This is a genomic window from Comamonas sp. B-9, from assembly GCF_000410635.1.
Taxonomy (GTDB): domain Bacteria; phylum Pseudomonadota; class Gammaproteobacteria; order Burkholderiales; family Burkholderiaceae_C; genus Comamonas.
Window position 1 is genome coordinate 8,905 of record NZ_KE148671.1, and the last position, 22,017, is coordinate 30,921.

At 65.2% G+C, this 22,017-nt stretch carries 22 protein-coding genes; 9 read left to right on the top strand and 13 right to left on the bottom strand.

The genetic code is table 11. The annotated features are described in order from the left end of the window. A partial coding sequence (locus H928_RS33880; RefSeq protein ID WP_239645068.1) for a multifunctional CCA addition/repair protein occupies positions 1 to 783 on the bottom strand: 783 nt, incomplete at its 3' end. A 9-nt stretch (positions 784 to 792) separates the two neighbouring features. Then, positions 793 to 1,659, bottom strand: coding sequence for a MurR/RpiR family transcriptional regulator (locus H928_RS0123825; protein WP_021028744.1), 867 nt, complete (start codon positions 1,657 to 1,659; stop codon positions 793 to 795). 151 nt (positions 1,660 to 1,810) lie between these two features. Between H928_RS0123825 and H928_RS0123830 the strand changes: the two genes are divergently transcribed. After that, positions 1,811 to 2,707: an amino acid ABC transporter substrate-binding protein gene (locus tag H928_RS0123830; RefSeq protein WP_027011333.1), complete on the top strand. Its 897-nt coding sequence runs from the start codon at positions 1,811 to 1,813 to the stop codon at positions 2,705 to 2,707. 93 nt (positions 2,708 to 2,800) lie between these two features. On the opposite strand, the gene H928_RS0123835 is transcribed toward H928_RS0123830, so the two are convergent. Further along, positions 2,801 to 3,778 (bottom strand): tripartite tricarboxylate transporter substrate binding protein, encoded by a 978-nt coding sequence (locus H928_RS0123835; protein WP_027011334.1) that lies wholly within the window; start codon positions 3,776 to 3,778, stop codon positions 2,801 to 2,803. A 19-nt stretch (positions 3,779 to 3,797) separates the two neighbouring features. Then, positions 3,798 to 4,343, bottom strand: a complete 546-nt coding sequence (gene uraD, locus H928_RS0123840) for a 2-oxo-4-hydroxy-4-carboxy-5-ureidoimidazoline decarboxylase (protein WP_027011335.1) — start codon at positions 4,341 to 4,343, stop codon at positions 3,798 to 3,800. Between the two features lie 102 nt (positions 4,344 to 4,445). Here uraD and H928_RS0123845 point away from each other — a divergent pair, with 102 nt between their 5' ends. Beyond that, positions 4,446 to 5,387 carry a LysR family transcriptional regulator gene (locus H928_RS0123845; protein WP_021028748.1) on the top strand — a complete coding sequence of 314 codons (942 nt, stop codon included), beginning with the start codon at positions 4,446 to 4,448 and terminating at the stop codon, positions 5,385 to 5,387. 127 nt (positions 5,388 to 5,514) lie between these two features. Then, positions 5,515 to 6,561: a hypothetical protein gene (locus H928_RS0123850; protein WP_148293286.1), complete on the top strand. Its 1,047-nt coding sequence runs from the start codon at positions 5,515 to 5,517 to the stop codon at positions 6,559 to 6,561. Positions 6,562 to 6,630: 69 nt separating this feature from the next. On the opposite strand, the gene H928_RS0123855 is transcribed toward H928_RS0123850, so the two are convergent. Further along, entirely contained in the window at positions 6,631 to 7,314 is a 684-nt protein-coding gene (locus H928_RS0123855; RefSeq protein ID WP_021028750.1) for a glutathione S-transferase family protein, read from the bottom strand. 78 nt (positions 7,315 to 7,392) lie between these two features. Next, positions 7,393 to 7,974, bottom strand: coding sequence for a 5-formyltetrahydrofolate cyclo-ligase (locus tag H928_RS0123860; RefSeq protein WP_021028751.1), 582 nt, complete (start codon positions 7,972 to 7,974; stop codon positions 7,393 to 7,395). Positions 7,975 to 8,381: 407 nt separating this feature from the next. Between H928_RS0123860 and H928_RS0123865 the strand changes: the two genes are divergently transcribed. Next, on the top strand, positions 8,382 to 10,286 hold the full coding sequence (locus tag H928_RS0123865) for a lytic transglycosylase domain-containing protein (RefSeq protein ID WP_148293289.1): 1,905 nt from the start codon (positions 8,382 to 8,384) through the stop codon (positions 10,284 to 10,286). A gap of 16 nt (positions 10,287 to 10,302) precedes the next feature. Here the strand turns inward: H928_RS0123865 and H928_RS0123870 are convergent, their stop codons facing one another. The 4 genes from H928_RS0123870 to eat form a co-directional block, all read right to left on the bottom strand. Beyond that, on the bottom strand, positions 10,303 to 11,226 hold the full coding sequence (locus H928_RS0123870) for an MBL fold metallo-hydrolase (RefSeq protein WP_021028753.1): 924 nt from the start codon (positions 11,224 to 11,226) through the stop codon (positions 10,303 to 10,305). Positions 11,227 to 11,296: 70 nt separating this feature from the next. Then, complete coding sequence (gene eutC / locus H928_RS29630) at positions 11,297 to 12,157, bottom strand: ethanolamine ammonia-lyase subunit EutC (RefSeq protein ID WP_021028754.1); 861 nt, start codon at positions 12,155 to 12,157, stop codon at positions 11,297 to 11,299. 8 nt (positions 12,158 to 12,165) lie between these two features. Next, positions 12,166 to 13,563, bottom strand: a complete 1,398-nt coding sequence (locus H928_RS0123880) for an ethanolamine ammonia-lyase subunit EutB (protein ID WP_021028755.1) — start codon at positions 13,561 to 13,563, stop codon at positions 12,166 to 12,168. A gap of 15 nt (positions 13,564 to 13,578) precedes the next feature. Further along, positions 13,579 to 14,985: an ethanolamine permease gene (gene eat / locus H928_RS0123885; RefSeq protein ID WP_021028756.1), complete on the bottom strand. Its 1,407-nt coding sequence runs from the start codon at positions 14,983 to 14,985 to the stop codon at positions 13,579 to 13,581. Between the two features lie 157 nt (positions 14,986 to 15,142). Here eat and H928_RS29635 point away from each other — a divergent pair, with 157 nt between their 5' ends. Continuing rightward, positions 15,143 to 16,174 carry a helix-turn-helix domain-containing protein gene (locus H928_RS29635; RefSeq protein WP_021028757.1) on the top strand — a complete coding sequence of 344 codons (1,032 nt, stop codon included), beginning with the start codon at positions 15,143 to 15,145 and terminating at the stop codon, positions 16,172 to 16,174. A 16-nt stretch (positions 16,175 to 16,190) separates the two neighbouring features. Here the strand turns inward: H928_RS29635 and phhA are convergent, their stop codons facing one another. From phhA to hppD, 3 genes are all read right to left on the bottom strand, one after another. Then, positions 16,191 to 17,018 carry a phenylalanine 4-monooxygenase gene (gene phhA, locus H928_RS0123895; RefSeq protein ID WP_027011337.1) on the bottom strand — a complete coding sequence of 276 codons (828 nt, stop codon included), beginning with the start codon at positions 17,016 to 17,018 and terminating at the stop codon, positions 16,191 to 16,193. A 62-nt stretch (positions 17,019 to 17,080) separates the two neighbouring features. Continuing rightward, entirely contained in the window at positions 17,081 to 18,046 is a 966-nt protein-coding gene (locus H928_RS0123900) for a tripartite tricarboxylate transporter substrate binding protein (protein WP_021028759.1), read from the bottom strand. Between the two features lie 90 nt (positions 18,047 to 18,136). Then, positions 18,137 to 19,261 (bottom strand): 4-hydroxyphenylpyruvate dioxygenase, encoded by a 1,125-nt coding sequence (gene hppD / locus H928_RS0123905; RefSeq protein WP_021028760.1) that lies wholly within the window; start codon positions 19,259 to 19,261, stop codon positions 18,137 to 18,139. Here hppD and H928_RS32655 point away from each other — a divergent pair. The 4 genes from H928_RS32655 (at position 19,248) to H928_RS0123925 (ending at position 21,946) form a co-directional block, all read left to right on the top strand. Then, a complete protein-coding gene (locus H928_RS32655) occupies positions 19,248 to 19,418 on the top strand; it encodes a hypothetical protein (RefSeq protein WP_021028761.1) in 171 nt (56 codons plus the stop codon). The genes hppD and H928_RS32655 overlap by 14 nt on opposite strands. Before the next feature lie 62 nt (positions 19,419 to 19,480). After that, positions 19,481 to 19,978, top strand: a complete 498-nt coding sequence (locus H928_RS0123915; RefSeq protein WP_021028762.1) for an Lrp/AsnC family transcriptional regulator — start codon at positions 19,481 to 19,483, stop codon at positions 19,976 to 19,978. 215 nt (positions 19,979 to 20,193) lie between these two features. Continuing rightward, entirely contained in the window at positions 20,194 to 20,946 is a 753-nt protein-coding gene (locus H928_RS0123920; protein WP_027011339.1) for a GNAT family N-acetyltransferase, read from the top strand. Positions 20,947 to 21,061: 115 nt separating this feature from the next. Beyond that, positions 21,062 to 21,946: an HlyC/CorC family transporter gene (locus H928_RS0123925; protein ID WP_021028764.1), complete on the top strand. Its 885-nt coding sequence runs from the start codon at positions 21,062 to 21,064 to the stop codon at positions 21,944 to 21,946. Positions 21,947 to 22,017 lie beyond the last annotated feature (71 nt).

Below are 22,017 nucleotides of genomic sequence, written 5' to 3' on the forward strand. Positions count from 1 at the left end.
CTTGCCCAGGTCATGCGCCAGGCAGGCCCAGCGCACGGGCAGCGGCGCATCCAGCTCGGCGGCACGGTCCAGCACCATCATCACGTGGATGCCGGTGTCCACCTCGGGGTGGTAGTCGGCGCGCTGGGGCACGCCCCAGAGGCGGTCCAGCTCGGGCAGCAGGCGGGCGAGGGCGCCGCAATCGCGCAGCACCTCGAACATGCGTGAGGGCTGGGCCTCCATCAGGCCGCGTGCCAGCTCCTGCCAGACGCGCTCGGGCACCAGCGCATCGACCTCGCCATCGGCGACCATCTGGCGCATCAGCGCCACGGTTTCCGGGGCGACGGAAAAATCCTGGAAGCGCGCCGCAAAGCGCGCCAGGCGCAGGATGCGCACCGGGTCTTCGCGGAAGGCGTCGGTCACATGGCGCAGCACCCGAGCCTGCAGATCGGCCTGGCCGCCATAGGGGTCGGTCACCGGGTCGCTGCCATTCCAGTCGACCGGGGCGGCCATGGCATTGATGGTCAGGTCGCGCCGGGCCAGGTCCTGCTCCAAGGTCACATCGGGCGAGGTAGCGATGCTGAAGCCCCGGTAGCCCCGGCCGGACTTGCGCTCGGTGCGGGCCAGCGCATATTCCTCATGCGTGCGCGGGTGCAGAAACACCGGGAAATCCTTGCCGACCGGCACAAAGCCCTGGGCCAGCATGGCCTCGGGCGTGGTGCCTACCACCACCCAGTCGTGGTCATTCACCGGCAGTCCCAAGAGGCGGTCCCGCACTGCGCCGCCGACCATGTATGTATTCATCGTGCGAGTTTACTTGCGTACCGGCTGCACATAGACGCCGCTGTCGTGCAGCTCGCCTTCGGCTGCATCGATGCGGGCCACGGCCTGCGGGCCGGCGCGGCTGACCAGCACTTCCAGCAGCGACTCGGACAATGCCTGGGCGGCGGTGACCGAAGGGAAGAAGGAGGGGCTGTTGACGGCAAACAGCAGGGTTTCATCGGCGGCCAGCGACAGCGGTGAGGCCAGGCTGTCGGTCAGGGCCAGCACCTTGCAGCCGCGAGCGCGGGCCAGCTCCACCGCATGCACGGTCTCTTGCGAGTAGGGTGCAAAGCTGATGGCGACCAGCGCATCGCCCGCATCGATGGCGCGCAGCTGCATCTCGCGCACGCCGCCCATGCCTTCGAGCAGATGCACCGAGCGGCGGAACAGGCGGTAGACATAGACCAGCGAGAAGGCCACCGGAAAGCAGGCGCGCATGCCCATCACATGCACCTGGTCGGCCGTCTCCAGCAGTTGGGCGGCGGTCAGCAGGCGCGCTGCGCTGTGCTGCTCGGTCACATCCAGGTTGCTGCGCTGCATGGCAAACATCTCGGCGGTGAGCTGCTGGTCCTGCGCGCGGCCCAGCAGGCTGCGGGCGCGCTCACCGTACTGGTTGCCCGCCTCGCTGGCCAGGCCCATATCGGCGGTCAGCGCCTGCTTGAACGGGTTCCAGCCTTCAAAACCGCAGGTCTGGGCAAAGCGCACCAAGGTGGTGGGGGGCACCTGGGCATGCTGGCCCACGGTGCGCATCGATTGCGTCACCACCTCGTTGGGGTGGTCAAGCACATAGCGCGCCACTTGCTGTAGCGACGGGCTCAGGGAGGCAAAGCGGTCTCGCAATTGGTCGATTACGCCCATGGCGGCGGGTCTTTCTTCAGATTTAGGGAAATCACGGGTAGCCATTGTGCGACATGGAACATATGATCCAAAAAAAATAAAAAAGGAGCAAAAGTTCTAAAACGCCGCAAGGCATTGGCCGGTACCGATGGGGTGCCAGGAGGATCAGGATATGCAAGGAAAAATGGGTGTGAAGCGCGCGGTGGCGCTGGCTGCGCTGGTGTGTGCCTCCATGGGCGCGATGGCGCAAAGCAGCACGCTGGACAAGATCAAGAGCTCGGGCGCAATCACGCTGGGTTACCGCGAGGCCTCGTTCGGCTTCTCCTACCTGGACGCCAACCTCAAGCCCATCGGCTACAGCATGGATATCTGCGCGCATATTCTGGACGCGATCAAAACCAAACTCCAACTGCCCGAGCTGGAGGTGAACTACCAGGCGGTCACCTCGGCCAACCGCATTCCGCTGGTGCAAAACGGCACCGTCGATCTGGAGTGCGGCTCGACCACCAACCTGGTGGAGCGCCAAAAGCAGGTGGCCTTCTCGCCGGACATCTTCCGCTACAACGTGCGCATGCTGGTCAAGAAGAGCTCGGGCATCAAGGGCATTGCCGATCTGCAGGGCAAATCGGTCGCCACCACCACCGGCACCACCTCGTTCCGCCTGCTGCGCCAGGCCGACCGGGCCAGCAAGCTCGACATCACCAATGTGCCGGGCAAGGACCATACCGAGTCCTTCCTGCTGGTGCAGGGCGACAAGGCCGCCGCCTTTGTGCTGGACGACATCCTGCTGGCCGGCCAGATCGCCAATGCGCGTGACCCGCAGAACTACGAGATCGTGGGCGAGAGCCTGCGCACCGAAAACCAGGCGCTGATGCTGCGCAATGACGACCCGGCCTTCAAGCAGCTGGTGGACGAGACCGTCTCGGGCCTGATGCAATCGGGCGAGATGGAAAAGCTCTACAACCGCTGGTTCATGTCACCGATTGCGCCCAAGGGCATCAACATCAACTACCCGCTGAACGCCGAGACGCGCGATGCCTTTGCCAACCCCTCGTCCAAGGGGATCTGAGCGCCGATCAGGCAAAGGCTGCTGAACACCGGCAGCCAGGCAGCCACGCCGCAAAGAGACCAGGACCAGGGGCCCGCCCCGGGTCCTGGTTTTTTATTGCGGCACCAGGCCAGCGGCCTTGACCAGCTGCGCATGCAGGCTGATCTCCTGCGCAATGGTGTGCTGGAACTGCTCCGGCGTGGTGGGTGCCACTTCCATGCCCACATCCTGCAGCTGCTGCCGGATATCGTCGCGCAGCAAGATGGCCTGCACCTGGCGGTTGAGCGCATCGACGATGGGGCGCGGTGTGCGCGCCGGGGCCAGCAGGCCGATCCAGGTCTGCATCACCATATCTGGGATACCGGCCTCGGCCATGGTTGGCACCTCGGCAATCAAGGGTGAGCGCTTGTCGCTCATCAGCGCCAGGGCGGTGAGCTTGCCGGACTTGAGGTGGGGCAGGGCCTCGGGCAGCGGCGCAAACAGCAGATCCACATTGCCGCCCAGCATGTCGTTGATGGCGAGGGCACCGCCTTTGTAGGGCACATGCGTCATCTGCAGATGGCCCCGGGTCTCGAACATCAGCGCTGCCAGGTGCTGGGGGCTGCCTTCGCCCGAGCTGGCATAGGTCACGAGGGTCGGCTGGGCCTTGGCGGCGGCCAGCACGGCTGCGGCGTTGGGGAATTTCTTGCGGTCCTTGACCACCAGCACCATGGCCTGGTTGGCGAGCTTGGTGATGGGCGCAAAGTCGGCCTGCGGGTCATAGGGCAGGTCCTTGAAGATGCTTTTGTTGGTGGTCAGGAAGGACGCGGGCGAGGCCATCAAGGTGTAGCCATCGGGGCTGGCCTTGGCGACCACCGGCAGGCCAATGCGGCCGGAGGCGCCGGCGCGGTTGTCGACGATGAACGGCTGGCCGGTGCTGGCCTGCAGCTGCTGGCCGACCAGGCGCGCAATCATGTCGACACCGCCGCCCGCGGGCAGGGCTACCATCAGCTTGACGGGGTGGTTGGGGTAGCTGGCGGTCTGGGCCTGGGCACCGAAGGCCAGGAGACCCAGCGCTGCGGCCAGGCTGAAAAAGCAGTGACGACGATGCATGATGAACACTCCTGAAAAATCAATGGCTGGGGGCCGGGGCGGGATCGCTGGCCTGCAGGTAGCGCGCCAGCCGCAGGCGGCTGATGGCGGCAATCTCGTTCAGCGCCAGTTGCAGCTCCATCTGCCGCGTGTGGCCCAGGCGCTGCTCGAACACAAGCAAGGCCGATGCCAGGCTGTGCTGGCGGATGCAGAGAATGAAGGGAAAGCCAAAGCGTTCGCGGTAGGCGCGGTTGAGGCCATCCCAGCGCTGGGCCTCGGCCGCCTGCAGCTGGCCCAGGCCCAGGCTGGCCTGCTCGTCGGTGGATGCGGCATTCATCGCCCCCTGCCGGGCCAGCGCGCCGCCCAGCTCCGGGTGGCCGGCGTAAAAGCGGATGCGTGCGGGCTCGCCGAGCCCGGCGACCACGGCCAGCATGGCGCTGTGCAAGGCATCGGCGCTGGCAAAGGGGCGCAGCGCCACGGTCTGCGCCGCCACCCAGGGCGCATGCTCCCAGATGTCGGCCAGGGCCGCGCAGAACTCGTCAGGGCTGCAATGGTTGAGGTGGTCGAGGCGTTGGGCAGGCGTCATGCAGGCCATGCTAGGCCTGCAGACCATTGCCGTCCATCACAGGTTTGGCAATGCTGCATACGCAAAATTAGTACAATCGCCGCATTCCGTAGACCCTAACCGATGCGCCATTCGCTTGTCCCTACCGCTTTGCGCTATGCCGACCAGGTGGCCCGTTCGGGATCGATCCAGAAAGCCGCGCGCGAGTTGCATGTGGCCGCATCGGCGATCAACCGCCAGATTCTGGCACTGGAAGAAGAGCTGGGCGTGCCGCTCTTTGAGCGCATGCCCAGGGGCATGCGGCTGACGGCCTCGGGCGATGCGCTGATCACGATGGCCCGGCGCTGGCGCCAGGATGAGACCCGCATGGTGGCCGAGGTGCGGCGCATCCAGGGCATCCACCAGGGCCATGTGTCGCTGGTCGCGATGGACAGCCATGCCACCGGCGTGTTGCCCGCGCTGATCGAGGCGCTCAATGCCCAGCATCCCCTGGTCAGCCTGTCGGTTGAGCTGAGCACCCCCGACGATGCCGAGACGGCGCTGCTGACCGGCAAGGCCGATCTGGCCGCCATCTTCAACCTGGCGCCGCGCCGTGAGCTGCTGGTGCTGTGGCAAGCCCAGCTGCCGCTGGGCTGCGTTGTGGCGCCGGGCCATGCGCTGGCTGGGCGCAAGAGCGTCAGTTTTCAGGAGGCCCCCGCCTATCCGATCGCACTGCAAAGCCGCGCCATCACCATCCGCCGCCTGCTGGAGGCGCAGTACAGCTGGCTGTTCAAGGATGCGCGGGGCTTTGTCGAGAGCAATTCGCTGCAGCTGGTCAAGCAGCTGGCGCTGGGCGGGCAGCGCCTGATCTTTACCTCGCAGCTCGACGTTGCCCCTGAGCTGGCGGCCGGTACGCTGGTGTTCATCCCCATCCGCGACCAGGGCGCCGAGCCCCAGAGCATCAGCGTGGCCGTCGATGCCACGCGCCCGCCAGGCCCGGTGGTCAAGCTGGTGGCCCAGCAGCTGGCCGAGGCCCTGCAGGCCAGCCTGGACCGGGCCCGCCAGCCTGGCCGCAGCTTGGCCTGACGTCGGGCGAAGGCGGCGTAGTGGCCGCCCACAGGTCCCCGGCGCTTTGCATCAGCCGCACTTCCTCGCTATGCTGCTCGGTTGGCCCGATGGGCTGATTCGAAATAAGACAAAGAGGGAGGGATTTATGTGGACAACCATGGGCGTGGTGCTGGTGACCATCGCATTGACGTTTGTCGGTCTGTTTGTGCTGCTCAAGTTCGGCATTCGCTGGTATTTTTCGCGCATGCTCAAACATGTGCAGGCGCTGGGCAGTGCGCAGCAAGGCGTGGTGGCGCGCATCACGATGCAGCTGGAAAAGCTGCAGTTCAGCGACCCGCAGGTGCGCCGCGTGATGCAGGAGTTCAAGGCGCTGGGCTATGCATCGGCCGGGCGCTACACGGTGGATGAAATGCCTGGAATCAAGATCTGGGCGGGCACGCATCCGCAAAACGGCAGTCTGGCCTTGGTGATGGAACTGGCAGACCGCTACTTCTCCGCAGATGTGGTCCGGTTTTATGAGAATGGTGCAGCGCTGGGCGCGGGCACCAACCCGGTGTTCCATGCCGAGCACTACCCCAGCCATGTGCAGTACCGCCAGTTTCCACGCGATACGGCCATGCAGGCGCTGGCCCAGTGGCTGGAGGCGCGGCCCTTGCAATCTGCGGTGGTTGCGGCCACGCCCAGGAATCTGCGCCAGCTCAATGCCCGCATGTACGCGGAGATGATGGACTTTCAGCTGTCGCAGCCCATGCCTGGTCTGGAGGCATGGAAGCGCATGGCTTTGCAGGATGCCGCCGCCCTGGGCAGTGCCCTGCCGACCTTGACCGAGCCGCAATGGCAGGCCGTTTACGATGCACAAAGGCAGAGCCAGCAAACTGCCACCGAAGAGGCCCTGCAAGACCATGTGCTGCGCAGTGGCCAGGTGTCTGCCGCACAGTGGCAGGCGATGGCCCATGAGTTGGTCTATGTACATGCGCTCCTCGGCGCAGAAGAGGTCGCAGAGCGCGCACTGCGCCGCAGCGCCTGGACGGCGGATGCGCCCCAGGTGGAGGCGCTGTTGCGCCAGAACCTGGCGCATGCCGAGCTGTTTGAAGCGATCCAGGGCCTGCTGCCCGAGGACGAGCGCTTTGTCTACCTGATCAGCATCAATGCGCCGCTGGATGCGCGGGTGTACCGGCCGCAAGCGCTCTGATTGCGAGGCGGCAGATGCCCGTGCTCTGGCACACCACGCTGCCAGAGACTGCGGACAGGTTGACGACGCTTAGCGCTCCGCGCGGTAGGGCTCGTCCACCGCGACAAAATCTTGCTCGGCCAGCGCCGCATCGATCCAGGCCTTGACGCCGGGCAGCTGGTGCACGCGCTCGATATAGGCGGCGATCTCGCCGGGGATGGGCAGCTGGTAGGTCTTGAGGCGTGAGCACACCGGCGCGTAGTAGGCATCGGCAATGCTGAACTGGTCAAACAGCATGGGGCCGCCATGCTGGGCCAGCAGGTGGCTCCACATGCTGCACAGGCGCTCGACATTCTTGCGCACGGCGGCGTTGTCGCGCCAGACGATGCGGCCCACCTCGGCCAGGTCGGCCTCGATGTTCATCGGGCAGGCACTGCGCAGGGCGGTGAAGCCGCCATGCATCTCGGCGCAGATGCTGCGGGCGCTGGCGCGGGCTACCTTGTCCTTGGGCCACAGCTGCTTGTCCGGGTATTGTTCCGCCGCATATTCGGCAATCGCCAGGCTGTCCCAGACGCTGATGTCGCCATCGCGCAGCAGCGGCACCGTGCCGGTGGGGCTGATGGCGGTCATCGTGCGCTTGAACTCGGACTGGCTGTCAAAACCGTCGAAGCGGACAAACTTCTCTTCAAAAGGAATACCCGCCTGGCGCAGCAGCACCCAGGCGCGCATGGACCAGGAGGAGTAATTTTTATTGCCGATATAAAGCTGCAGCATGATCTCAACCGATTGATGAATGAAGGTACAGAGCGACTTATACCGTATGCGCAAGCCCCCAAACGGGCTCGCTTGCGGCTACGAATCGCCCAGGGGCCAGACCACGCCGTTGTCGTTGAGGATGGCGTCGAGCGGCAGGTCATGCGCTTCGGGCTCGAAGTCATCGACAAAGCCATTGGTAAAGCCCAGGCCGACGGTGAAGGGGCGCGGCTCCAGCGCGGCCAGCGTGCGGTCATAAAAACCGCCGCCATAGCCCAGGCGGTAGCCACCCGGGCCATAGCCCACGCAGGGCACAAACAGCAGGGTGGGCACGACCAGCTCGGTATTTTGCGGCTTGGGGATGTCGTAGGCGTCCATCTCCATCGGGCAGCCGGGGTACCAGGCATGGAAGCTCAAGGTCTTGTGCTGCTTGTTCACCACCGGCAGGGCGATGCGGCGCAGCTTGGGCTCGTCCATCAGCGCACCGTCTTCCTTCCAGCGGTGTAGCGCGGGCAGCGGGTCGAACTCGCCCTTGATCGGCCAGTAGGCGCCGATCACGGCATCCTGGCGCTCCATCAGCCAAAAACGCAGGACTTGCTGGAGCTGTTCGGCGCGCTCCAGACGATCGGGCATATGCAGACGCTGTTCAATGAGCGCTTGGCGTACGGCTTTTTTATCCATTGCAAATATCCCTACAGAAACACGCTGGGTCAACCATTCTGACAGCCAAAAGTGACGTTCCCAGCAAATTGGCTACCGTGAAAACCAGATAGCTTTTTTACATATTGCGGCAGTTTCCGTAAGCGCATGTAAGAGGAGGCCGGGTATTGCAGCCTTTGGGACCGCTGGCGCGTCAGGCGATGTGTATGATTTTAGGGATCACCTGGGCGCCGCTCTATAGCGCCGCTGTCTCACAACCTGGATCGGCTATGCCTCGGAATGTTTTGCTTACCCCCTTGATGGCGGCCTTGCTGGCCTGGAGCGCGTTGCCGCTGGCTGCCCAGACGATTTTGCAGGGCGCAACGGCCGCGCCCGCCTCGGTGCAGACGCCGGTGCAGCTGCAGTCGAGCCCGTCGGTCAGCAGCGGCATGGTCAACGACGATGTGATCGTCGACATGCAGCAGGCCTTTCGCAAGCGCGAGAAAAGCAAGCTGACCCAGCTCTTGCCCGGCGCGCGCGGCCATGTGCTCGAGCCCTGGGCCGCGTACTGGGAGCTGCGCGCCCGCCTGAACGAGGCCACGCAGGACGAGGTGCAGGCCTTTTTGACCCGCTGGGCCGGCACCTACCAGGAAGACCGGTTGCGCAACGACTGGCTGCGCCTCCTGGGCCAGCGCCGCGACTGGAGCAATTTTGATGCGATGTACCCGGCCTTCCGCATGGGCGATGACCGCGAGCTGCGCTGCTACGCGGCGGTGATCGATCTGGCCAAGGGCGGCGAGCGCGAGCCGCTGGCCAGCACGGTCAAGAGCAACTGGTATGCGCAGCGCGATTCGGAAGACGGCTGCAACCTGGCGGCCTCGGAGCTGTTCTCGGCCGGCGGCCTGCAGGCCGACGATATCTGGCGCCGAGCGCGGCAGACCATGGAGACGGGCCGCCCGCGCGCCGCCCGCGCTGCGGTGGAGGTGGTGGCCCCGATGCAGCTGCCCGCCTTTGCGACCATGCTGCAGTCGCCCAGCAAGTTTTTGACGGCCAAGGCCAAGACGTCATCCAAGGAGCAGCAGGAGCTGGCCACCTTGGGGCTGATCAAGATCGCCGCAGACAACCCCGATGGCGCCGCCACCCTGATGGAAAGCCGCTGGAACGAGCTGCTGACGCAGCCGCGCCGCGACTGGGTCTGGGGCGTGATCGGCAAGACCCAGGCCACGCGCCTGTCGCCCGATGCGATGGCCAGCTTTGCCAAGGTGAGCAAGGAGTCCAACCTGAGCGACGACCTGCTGGCCTGGAAGACGCGCGCGGCACTGCGCGCCGGCCAGTGGCAGCAGGTGCGCAAGAGCATCGAGGCGATGAGCGCCGAGGAGCGCGAAGACCCCACCTGGATGTACTGGCAGGCCAAGGCCTTGCAGGCGGGACGCATCAGCGAGGCGCAGACCCAGCAGTCGCGCCAGCTGCTGCAAAAGATTGCCGGCACACAGGGCTTTTACGAGCAGCTGGCGCAGGAGGAGCTGGGCCAGCCCATCGTCATCCCGTCGCAGCCGGTGGCCATCGACGAGCAGGCGCGCCAGGCGGTGCGCAGCAGTGCGGGCCTGGCACGTGCACTCTATGCGATCCAGCTGGGGCTGCGCAGCGAAGGGGTGCGCGAGTGGAACTACATGACCAACCTGCACCAGCGCGGCGGCATGGACGATGCCCAGTTGCTGGCCGCTGCCGAGCTGGCCTGCCAGCGCCAGATCTGGGACCGCTGCATCAACACCAGCGAGCGCACCAAGACCGTGGTCGATGTGGGCCAGCGCTACCCAATGCCGTTCAAGGAGGCCGTGGTCAACCGATCGCGCGAGATCGGGCTTGATCCCGCCTATGTCTATGGCCTGATCCGCCAGGAAAGCCGCTTCATCATGGATGCGCGCTCGGGCGTCGGTGCCTCGGGCCTGATGCAGATCATGCCGGCCACCGCCCGCTGGACCGCCCGCAAGATCGGCATGACCGATTTCACGCCGGCCAGCATCAATGACCGCGACACCAACATCACCCTGGGCACCGCCTACCTCAAACTCGCGCTGGATGATTTTGATGGCTCGATGGCGCTGGCAGCTGCCGGCTACAACGCCGGCCCTGGCCGGCCGCGCAACTGGCGCAATGGCCCGGTGCTGGACGGCGCCATCTGGGCCGAGAACGTGCCCTTTGCCGAGACGCGTGACTATGTGAAAAAGGTGCTCTCCAACACCACCAGCTATGCCGCGATTCTGACCGGCCAGCCCCAGTCGCTGCGCGCACGCCTGGGCTCGGTCGGTCCCAAGCCTGAGGGCGAACCGGATCTGTCCAAAGAGCTGCCTTGAGCGGCCTTGGGTGCGCTTACTGGTTGACCAGCAGCGCGCCCTCACGCCGTGCAGCGCCCGAGCGCTCCAGGTCGGCCACCAGCGATGCATGCCACTGCGCCAGCTCCTGGTCTGCAAAGTAGCGCTGGTGCAGCAGTCCATAGTAGGGCGTGGCGACCAGCCAGGCCTGCACTTGCACCAAGGGCAGCTGCTGCCACTCCAATAGCTTGTACTTGAGCAGCACCTTGGCAGCATAGAGCGCATGGCGCTCGGGGCTTTGCACAAAGCGCTCCAGCCGCTGGCGGGCGGTGTGCAAGGCAGTGCCCACATCGCTGAAGGCACTGCCGTGGCCGGGCAGCACCAGGCGCGGCTGCAGGCGCTCGATCACATCCAGCGTGGCGGCCACCTCGTCAAAAGCCGCCGTGCCTTCGATCTCCGGAAAAACCACGCCAAAGCCGCTTTCCCAGAGCGCGTCGGCCGAGATCAGGATGCCTGAGGCGGGCTCGAACAGAATCACCGAATGCGGGTCATGGCCGGGCGCGGCATGGATCTGCCAGCGCTGCTCACCGAGCTGGGTGTCGGTGCCCGGCTGCAGCAGCTCGTCCATCTGAAAGCGCGGGCAGTCCTGGCCGGTGGGACGGTAGCTCAGCTGGTTCTCGTCCCAATCGGCGACCGCTTGCGCGTGGCCGGGCGCAATGCTGGTGCGGGCCTGGGGCCAGCGCTGCTGCAAGGCGGCATTGCCGCCGCAGTGGTCGCTGTGCAAATGGGTGTTGACGATGCGCTGCAGCGGCGCGCCTTGCAGGCTGGCCTCGACGAGCGCCACGGTCTGCGCGGCATGGCTGCAGTAGCCGGTATCGACCACCGCCGTGGTGCCGCGCACAAATACCGTGTTGTTGGCCGACAGCCAGCCGCGCTCGATGAACTGGAGATCGGCTGGCAGCGAAGCGGTGGAGGCGGACATGGTGGCGCAGGCGAAGGGGCAAGACCGCCAGCCTAGCAGACGCGGCATGTCTGGCGCTGGCACCCAGGTGTCAGCGGGGCGTTTGCGGGCCGCTGCTGCCCAGCATGAAGGCCTGGCGGGCCTCTTGGGGCGCGGCCAGCGTGTCGGATTCGTCCTTGAGCTGCACGCCCGAGAGCTGGCGCTGGCGCGCCTGCTGCATCAGGTAGTGCAGCTTGTGGACGGCCTGCGCATAGCTCAGCCCCTGCTCGCGCACATTGGAGATGCAGTTGCGCGCCTCATCGGTCATGCCCGGGCGGGGCTGCCAGGTCATGTACAGGCCCATGCTGTCGGGGGAGCTCAGGCCCGGGCGCTCGCCGATCAGCACCACCACCAGCGAGGCACCCAGTGCTGCGCCAATCTCGTCGCCCAGCGCAACCCGGGCATGGCGCACCACCGTGATGGGGCCGACGCGCCACTGCTCGGCCAGCGCCGGCAGCATCTGGCGCAGAAAGGGCAGGGCATTGCGCTCGATGGCCAGCGAGGACAGGCCATCGGCGACGACAAACACCACATCGGCCTGGGCAGCGGGCAGGCCCTGGAGCAGAGCCCGCGACTCGGCGCTCAGGCGCCGGCCCAGATCCGGGCGCTGCAGGTAGGTGGGGCGGTCTTGGGCTGCGCTGTGCAGGCGCAGCACGGGCTGGGTGTGCAGCGCTTGTAGTTCGCCCGCGAGCGGGTCCATGTCAAGCGCGGTATGAACGGCCATGCGTGCCTGGGCATGGGCGAGGGCAAAGTCCAGGTGCGCGCGCGTGGGCAGGCTGGTGCCGGCGCGGCCCAGCGCAATGCGGGCGCTGGTGAACTGGCGCAGGCGCTCCCAGGGGTTGGGGGTGACGGCGGCGCTCCCGGGCTCGGCTGGGGCGGGCAGGGCGGCTGGGGCAGAAGGGCGTGGGGACATGGGGCGCTTCAGTTGAGCTGGGCCAGCGCTTGCGAAAAAGGCGCGGGCAGGTCAGCGGCCAGGCGCAGGCCCGGGCCCGACCCAGCAGACTGGGCAATGCCCATGGTCTGCAGCCAGGCCTCGAACTCCGGCGTAGGCCGCAGGCCCAGGGTCTTGCGCAGGTAGAGCGCATCGTGGAAGGACGTGGTCTGGTAGTTCAGCATGATGTCGTCCGAGCCCGGAATGCCCATGATGAAATTGATGCCGGCCACGCCAAACAGGGTCAGCAGCACATCCATGTCGTTTTGGTCGGCCTGCGCATGGTTGGTGTAGCAGATGTCGCAGCCCATCGGCAGGCCCAGCAGCTTGCCGCAGAAATGGTCTTCGAGCCCGGCGCGGATGATCTGCTTGCCGTCGTAGAGGTACTCGGGGCCGATGAAGCCGACCACGGTGTTGACCAGCAGCGGCTCGAACTTGCGCGCCACCGCATAGGCGCGCGCCTCGCAGGTCTGCTGGTCCAGCCCATGGTGGGCGCCGGCCGACAGCGCGCTGCCCTGGCCGGTCTCAAAGTACATGGCGTTGTTGCCGATGCTGCCGCGCGCCAGGCTCTGCGCCGCGTCATAGCCCTCTTGCAGCAAGGCCAGGTCCAGGCCAAAGCTGCGGTTGGCAGCCTCGGTGCCGGCGATGGACTGGAACACCAGGTCCACCGGCACGCCCCGGCCAATGGCCTCGATGCTGGTGGTCACATGGGTCAGCACGCAGGACTGGGTGGGGATCTGGTACTGCTGGATCACCTCGTCAAGCATGAAGAGCAAGGTGCTGACGGCGGCGATGCTGTCGCTGGCCGGGTTGATGCCGATGACCGCATCGCCATTGCCGTACATCAAGCCGTCGAGCAGGCTGGCGGCAATGCCCGAGGGGTCGTCGGTGGGGTGGTTGGGCTGCAGCCGGGTGGACATGCGGCCAGGCAGACCGATGGTATTGCGAAAGCGGGTGACCACGCGGCATTTCTGCGCGATCAAAATCAGGTCCTGGTTGCGGCAGAGCTTGGAGGTGGCGGCCACCATCTCCGGGGTCAGGCCCGGTGCCAGTGCGCGCAAGCTCGCCTCGTTGGCGGCGTCCGACAGCAGCCAGTCGCGAAAGCCGCCCACCGTCAGGTGTGCGACCGGCGCAAAGGCTTCGCGCTCATGGCTGTCGATGATCAGGCGGGTGACCTCGTCGCTCTCATAGGGCACCAGCGCCTCTTGCAGAAAGTGCGCGAGCGGCAGGTCGGCCAGCGCCATCTGTGCGGCAACGCGCTCGGTGTCATGGCGGGCCGCGACCCCCGCCAAGTGATCGCCCGAGCGGGCCGGTGTGGCCTTGGCCATCAGCTCGCGCAGCGATGCAAACAGATGGCGCTCGGCGCCCACGGTATGGGAGTAGGGCATGGTCGCAGCGCTTCCTCAGGGGGTTGTCTCGCCGGGGGCGTCGGCCACCAGGTGGTGGCGGCTGTACAGCGCAAAGTAGGCCACGAAGACAGCGTAAACGATGACCGCGCCGATGAGAACCCGGGGGTCCACCAGAAAGCCGGCCACCACGGCGATGCAGGCCAGCACCAGCGCGATGCCCGAAGTGAACACGCCGCCAGGCGTGCGGTAGGCGCGCGGCAGGTTCGGCTCCTTGATGCGCAGCCAGATATGCGCGGCCATCATCATCACGTAGGAGATCGTGGCGCCAAACACCGCGACAAGGATCAGCAGATCGCCCTGGCCGGTCAGCGACAGCGCAAAGCCGATCGCGCCGGGCACCAGCAGCGCGAGGTACGGGGTCTTGCGCTGCGTGGTCAACGACAGGCCCCGGGGCAGGTAGCCGGCGCGCGACATCGCAAACACCAGGCGCGAGTAGCCGTAAATGATGGAGAAGAAGCTGGCGATGAGCCCGGCCAGGCCGACAAAGTTCACAAAGCGGCTGATCCAGGTGGGCCCGCCCAGCACCTTGCTGGATTCGAGCGCCTCGACCAGCGGGTTGCCCGAGTTCATCAAGGCCGCAGCCCCCGCGCCGCCTGGCGCCAGCACCAGGATCAGGCCGCAGAACAGCACCAGCACGGCGATGGCGCCGATCAGGCCGCGCGGCAGATCACGGCGCGGGTCCTGCGCTTCTTCGGCGGCCAAGGGCACGCCTTCTACCGCCAGAAAGAACCAGATGCCATAGGGGATGCAGGCCCAGATGCCGATGTAGCCAAAGGGCAAAAAGCTGCTGGCACCCCAGGCGTCGGTGGGGGCGATGTCAAACAGGTTGCTGAGCTGGAAATGCGGCACCATCGCGACGATGAAGACCACGAGCGCAACGACTGCCAGCGCGGTGACGGCAAAGATGAGGCGCAGGGCCTCGCCCGCGCCATAGATGTGGATGCCCAGAAACACGGCATAAAAGCCCAGGTAGACCATCCAGCCATCGATGCCGAACAGCGACTGGCAGTAGGCGCCGATAAAGGTGGCAATCGCCGCCGGTGCAATCGCGTATTCGATCAGGATGGCGACGCCACATAAAAAACCGCCCCAGGGCCCAAAGGCGCGCCGGGCAAAGCCATAGCCGCCGCCGGCCGTGGGCGCGATGGTGGCGAGTTCAGCGAGCGCAAAGCACATGCAGGTGTACATCGTCGCCATCAGCGCCGAGGCGACCAGCAGACCGCCCCAGCCACCAGTCTTGAGGCCGAAGTTCCAGCCGGCATAGTCGCCCGAGATGACATAGGCCACGCCCAGGCCGACCAGCAGTAGCCAGCCGGCGGCACCGCGCTTGAGCTGGCGCTGTTCGAAATAGTTGCTTGGGTGCGCGGCGCTGGCGCCTGCGGGATTGGGGTGATGGGCCATGGCCTGCCTTGTTGTCTGTGGTGTCCCCGATGGTGGCAAGAATGGCGCGCACGCTCTATCCGATTTCGGCAAATCTGGCTAAGGGGAAGGCTGGGTTGACCTTGGTGCGCTTTTTGCATGACCATGCCTGTATGCCTAGCCACGCCATTGCGCCGCCATGTCCCTGAGCGCCCCTTGTCCATCGCCCGCGCTGAGCAGCCTCCGTGCTGAGCGCGGCGCAGCGGCGCGCGGCCCAGCGGTGCGCGGCCCGGCTGCGCAGGTGGCGCAGACCTGTGATGTTGATGAGCAGGCGGCCTTGCTGCAGGGCTGGAACCAGCGCTATGAGCAGCTGTCGGCCGGCAGCTTTGAGGGCCGGGTCACCAGCCTGCACCTGGGGCCCATCCAGGCCTGGCGCGAGTTCTCCAGCCAGGCGCTGCACCAGACCGGTGCCTTGCGCGCCGGGCAATTGGCCATCGGGCTGCCCAGCAGCATTCCGGGCAACACCATGTTCTGCAACCGCTCCTGCAGCGAGGGGCATGCGATTGTGTTCTCGGGCGATGGCCCCTTTGAGTTTGTCTCGCCCGGCGGCCTGGAGATCATCGATTTTGTCGTAGACCAGGGCAGCCTGGACCCCTATCTGACGGCTTGCGAGCGCGAGCAGCTGCAGGCCCAGCTGGCGCAGCCGCATCTGCGGCCAGTCTCGGCCCATGAGCGCTGGCGCCTGCCGATTCTGCTGTCCGACATGCAGCAGTGCCTGGCCGATACCACGCCAGAAGCCCTGCCGCCCCAGCAGCTCGACGAGATGGCCGGCGATGTGCTTGCCGCCATAGCTGCGGTGCTGCGCGATGGCGTGGGCAGTGAGGCCGATGAGCAGTTGTCCTACCAGCGGCGCGCGCATATCGTCAGCATGGCGCGGGAGCGGGTGGTGGCCACAGGCGCCGATGGCTCATTGACGGTCGAAGACCTGTGCCAGGCGCTGGCGGTGAGCCGCCGCGCCTTGCAGTACTCGTTCCAGGAGGTGCTGGGCATCTCGCCGCAAAGCTATCTGCGCGCCGTGCGCCTCAATGGTGCACGCCGCGCGATCAAGCAGGGCAGCAGCGTCTCGGACGCCGCGCTGGCCTGGGGCTTTTGGCACTTTGGCCGCTTTGCGCAGGAGTACAAGGCTTTGTTTGCCGAGCTGCCCTCGCACACCTGCAAGCGCTACCGCTGAGCGCTGCGCGCAACTTTTAATCCTGGGCGTCCGCTGCCAGCTCCGGCAGGCCGCGCAATGCGGCATACACGGGGGTGAAGTCGCCCTCGGTCATGTCAAACAGCTGCTGGAAATCGTCAATGACGAAATAGGTCTGCTGGTAGCTGTCGATCTTGTAGCGGGTGCGCATCGTGCGCTCCAAGGACAGCGGCAGGCGCTGGGGCAGCGGGCTGGTGACGGCGTGCTGCAGCTCGCCCGATGAGCTCAAGATGCCGGCGCCATAGGCACGGATCTCCCCTTGCTCGCGGATCAGGCCAAACTCGATCGTGTACCAGTAGAGGCGGCTGAGCATTTCGCAGGCGCCCAGGCGCTCGGCCTTGAGCCCGCCCTGGCCGTAGCGCTGCACATAGTCGGCAATCACCGGGTTGAACAGCAGCGGCACATGGCCGAACAGGTCGTGGAAGATATCGGGCTCGACCACATAGTCGAACTCCTCGGGCTTGCGGATCCAGTCGGTGACCGGGAATTTTCGGTTGGCCAGCAGGCTGAAAAACGGCACCTCCGGGATCAGGCCCGGCACCGCGACGATCTCCCAGCCGGTGGCCTGGCGCAGCCGCTGGTTGATGTCTTCAAAGCGCGGGATGCGGTCTTCGACGCCGAGTGAGGGCAGCGCATCGATGAAGGCCTGGCTCGCCAGCCCCGGCAGCAAGGCCTTTTGGCGCGCATACAGGCGCCGGTAGGTGTCGTGGTCGGCCTCGGTGTAGGCGGCGTAGTCTTGCGCGCAGGTGTAGTCGTCCTGCGCGCGGCTGTAGTCGCCGCGGGGCGGCCGGTCGGATTGTCCATAAACCACGGGTGCTTGTCCCATGCTGTGCTCCTTCATTTTTTTAGAGACCAGCCGGGCACCCGCAGTTGTTAGGCTGCAGGCGCTCAGTTGGTCTTGATCTTGATCGTGTTGATCAGAAACTGAAACTTGCGTGCTTCCTGCGATACAAAGTGCGACAGCTCCTTGAGGCGCATGTCTTCGGGGGCGATGCCCATCTTCAGGTACTCGGCCTTGAAGCGCGGATCGGTCAGCGCGCCCTGGAAGGCGTAGGCGTACTTCTGCGCTTCCTGGTCGGGCAGGCTGGCGGGCGCAAACACGCCAAACCAGGTAGAGACATCAAACCCGGGCACGGACTCGTTCACCGGCGGCACCTGGGGCAGGGCCACATTGCGGTCCGAGGTGGTCACCGCCAAGGCCAGCAGCTCGCCGGACTTGATCAGCGGCAGGGCCGAGGCCAGGTTGTCGAACACCACATCGATCTCACCGCTCAGCAGCGCCTTCTGGGCCGGGGCCGCACCGGCGTAGGGCACGCTGGGCATCTGCAGATTGGCCAGCGACTTGAGCATCTCGCCCGAGATATGGCCGATACTGCCGTTGCCGCCCGAACCCATCTTCAAGCTGCCGGGGTGGCCCTTGATGTAGCTGACCATCTCCGAGGTGGTCTTGATGCCCAGCTGCTCGGCACGGCTCTTTTTCATCACCAGCACGTTGGGCACGCGCGCCACCAGGATCAAGGGCTTGAAGTCCTTTTGTGCGTCGTACTGTGGCGGTGTGCCCAGGTAGGGCAGCACCGCATGCGTGGCCACCGCGCCCATCAGCACCATGTTCTCCTGGGGCTTGGCCTGGGCCACCAAGGTCGCGCCCGTGGCACCACCGGCACCCGGCTTGTTGGCCACCGTGATGGCGCCCAGTTGCTTTTCGGCGCCCTGGGCCAGCAGATGGGCCGAGGTGTCCAGCGGTCCACCGGCGGGGTAGGGGACCACAAAGGTCAGCGGTTGGCTGGCGTTCTGCGCGCTGGCAGCCAACATGAAACCAGACAGAATGGCGGCGAGGGTGACGGTGCGTTTCACAATTGTTTCCAGATTGATAAATCGCTCCGCAGTATAGAGAGGCCGCGTGGCAAATTGAGGAATATCAAAGCCGCAGCCCTTCAATTTTTCCTATAGCACCCCACGGCGCATCTGATCGAGTTCAATGCTCTCGAACAGCGCCTTGAAGTTGCCATTGCCAAAACCATCGTCGCCCTTGCGCTGGATGAACTCGAAGAAGATGGGGCCCAGCTGGTTCTCGCTGAAGATCTGCAGCAGCAGCTTCTGGCCGGTGCCATCGATCAGGATCTTGCGCTTTTTCAGCTCGGCCACATCCTCGCCGTGGTCGGGCAGGCGCTTGTCCACCAGCTCGTAGTAGGTGTCGATGGTGTCGAGCAGCTTGACGCCGCCGGCACGCAGCTGGTCCACGGTGGCATAGAGGTTGTCCGAGCCCATCGCGATGTGCTGGATGCCTTCGCCGTTGTACATGTCCAGGTATTCCTGGATCTGGCCGGCCTTTTCCTTGCCCTCTTCATTGATGGGAATGCGGATCTTGCCGCAGGGGCTGGTCATGGCCTTGCTCTTGACGCCGGTGACCTGGCCTTCGATGTCGAAGTACTTGATCTCGCGGAAGTTGAACAGGCGCTCGTAGAAGCCCGCCCATTCGTCCATGCGGCCCCGGTGCACGTTGTGGGTCAGGTGGTCGATATAGGTCAGGCCATGGCCGTGCGGGTTCAGGGCCTCTTCGGCACTGACGCCGGGCAGCGGCTCGAAGTCCACATCGAAGAAGCCGATGTTGCCGATGTCACCGGCCTGGGCGCCGTTCTTGCCGCGCCAGCGGTCCACCAGGTAGATCAGGCTGTCGCCAATGCCCTTGATCGCGGGGATGTTCAGCTCGCCCGGGCCGGCCTGGCCGGCATAGCCCCAGGCACCCAGGCCCAGGGCACGCTCATAGGCGGCCTTGGCATCCTGCACGCGGAAGGCGATGGCGCAGACGCTGGGGCCGTGCAGGCGGGCAAAGCGCTGGGCAAAGCTGTCGGGCTCGGCGTTGATGATGAAGTTGATCTCGCCCTGGCGGTATAGGGTCACGTTCTTGTGGCGGTGGCGCGCGACGGGCTTGAAGCCCATGGCCGTGAAGACCTTGCCCATCGCGACCGGATCGGGCGCGGCATATTCGATGAACTCGAAGCCGTCGGTGCCCATGGGGTTGTCCCAGGTCGTGAATTCGGTGGTCTGGTGGGGAATGGCGGCTGTCATCGCAGGTCTCCTGTGGATCGTCTCGGGTGGCGCCAGCGTCGGCTGGCTGCTGTGGCTCCACTGTACCGATCTTGGTGCGCAGCATTTTGGCGATTTATCCCAGTCCAATCGCAGTGAAAGCCTGATTTGTGTGTTCTTGCTAAAAATCAAGCATTAAAATTGCGTGATCCTGTTGTGTCGCGCTGCTGCGGTGCAGCAAAAACATTCCGGACCCCTGCCATGACCACCTCTGCCTACCCCCTGGACAAGCTCGACCGTGCCATCTTGCAGCGCCTGCAGCACAACGGCCGCGAGACCTATGACGTCGTGGGCGAGCAGGTGGGCCTGTCATCGAGCGCCGTGCTGCGCCGGGTCAAGCGCCTCGAAGAGGTGGGCGTGATCGAGCGCTATGTGGCCCTGGTCAAGCCCGAGGCGGTGGGCCTGTCGATGACCGCCTACCTCAATGTGCGGCTGGAGAAGTTCACCGAGGCGAGCAAGCGCAACCCGCTCGATCTCTTCCGCGCCAGCGTGCAAAGCTGGCCCGAGGTGGTCGAATGCGTGGCGCTGACCGGGGACATGGATTATCTGCTGCGCGTGGTCGTCGCCGACATGGCGCACTACAGCCGCTTTGTGATGGACACCTTGCTGCGCCACCCTGCCGTGCAGGACTGCAAGACCAGCTTTGTGCTGGACCGTGTCAAGCTCACCACAGCGCTGCCGGTATTGCCCGGGGTCTGAACCACAGGCGATGTTGCGCCAGCGCAAACGGCGCTGCGATTGCTGGACCGCTCACAGGCCCTTCAAACCGCATGCCCGAGTGCCCGCTTGCGGCGCAAAGCCGCATGGCCGGGGGCTTTGAATACCCTTTGTAAGCGCGGGGTAAGCCATAGGCACGAAATATGCTGCATCGCAGCATGATTGATAATGCGCGGGTTAACCCGTATATTTACCCCATGATCACGACGAAAGAATGGTTCCCTTCATCCGTTGCCAACGGCATGATGGCGTTTTTCCCCTTCTTTGGCCGGTTGGGCGAGAGCCCGCAGCAGCCCGACGGCAAGAAGCCACGACCTTCCGCCTCTATGGTTCCTATCCGCGCCCTCAGTGAGCGTCACCGCCCGCGCATCCTCGCCCATCTGCTGGCGCTCGATGCGCAGGACCGCTATTTGCGCTTTGGCTACCAGGCCAGCGACGCGCAGATCGAGCGCTATGTGGACGGGCTGAACTTCGAGCGTGACGAGATCTTTGGCATCTACAACCGCAGCCTCAAGCTGATCGCGATGGCCCATGTGGCCTACGCGCCGCCGTCGTCGAACATGGCCAGCTGCGCCGAGTTTGGCGTCTCCGTGCTCAAGTCCGGCAGGGGCAAGGGCCTGGGCAGCCGTCTGTTCGAGCGCGCCGCGATGGACGCGCGCACCAAAGGCGTGCAGATGCTGTTCATCCATGCACTGTCCGAGAACACCGCGATGCTCAAGATCGCCCGCAAGGCCGGCGCCACGGTCGAGCGCGATGGCTCCGAATCCGAGGCCTACCTCAAGCTGCCGCCCGCCGGCTTTGACACCCGCATGGCTGACCTGGTCGAGGACCAAATGGGCGAGATGGACTACCAGTTCAAAAAGCAGGCGCGCCAGTTCTGGGATTTCCTGTCCACCGTGCAGGAAGTGCGCCGTGATGTGCAGGAAGGCCGGCACAAGTCGGGCCAATGAGCCGTGGATGTGCAGCAGGGCGTTGCTGAAGAATTCAGCAGCGATTTCGGAGGAAATCCGCAATTTGATATCCTGATCGCTTGTTTCACTACCGCACGTCCTGCATTCCAAGACAGTGTCAGACCCCCATCCCTCGCGCTTCCCTGACAAGGAAGACAAACGCACCTTTTTTCAAAAGGTCGCTGAACTGATTCACCCGGCCCCGGACTCTCCGGACGAGTTGATCGAAACCCTGGCGGAAGCCGAAAGCAACGATGTCATCAACGCGGACTCCCGCGTGATGCTGGAGCGGGTCATCCGCATGGAAGACATGACCGCAGGCGATGTGATGGTGGCCGCACCGCGCATGGACCTGGTCGACATCGAAGCCGACTACGAGTCGGTGCTGCACACCGTCATCAACACCGCGCATTCGCGATTCCCGGTGTTCCAGGGCGAGCAGGAAAACATCATTGGCATCCTGATGGCCAAGGACCTGCTCAAGCTGCAACGTTCCCCCCAACTCAATCTGCGCGCGCTGCTGCGCCCGGCGGTGTTTGTGCCCGAGAGCAAAGGCCTCAACGACCTGCTGCGCGAGTTCCGGGGCAACCGCAACCACCTGGCCATCGTCATCGATGAGTTCGGCCGTGTGGCCGGCCTGGTCACGATTGAAGACGTGCTCGAGCAGATCGTCGGCGAGATCGAGGACGAGTTCGATCTGCCCGAAGACGAGGGCGATATCTTTGCGCTGGCCGATGACACCTTCCGCATCTCGGGCGATACGCCTGTGGAGCGCGTGGCCGACGAGTTCAACGTGGTGCTCGAGAGCAGCGACCCCGATGAATCGTTTGAGACCATTGGCGGCCTGATTGCCCATGAGCTGGGCCATGTGCCCAAGCGCGGCGCCCACATCATGCTGGGCGGCCTGCACTTTGAGGTGCTGCTGACCAAGGGCGGCGCGGTGCGCTGGTTCCGCGTGCAGCGGGCCGCGCCAGTGTCGGACCCGGCCGCAGACGCTTGAGTCCGCGCCGGATAGGCATCCATACCGCCTGCAGCAGGGCTGCAAACCATGGCAGCGAACCCCGGTTCGCT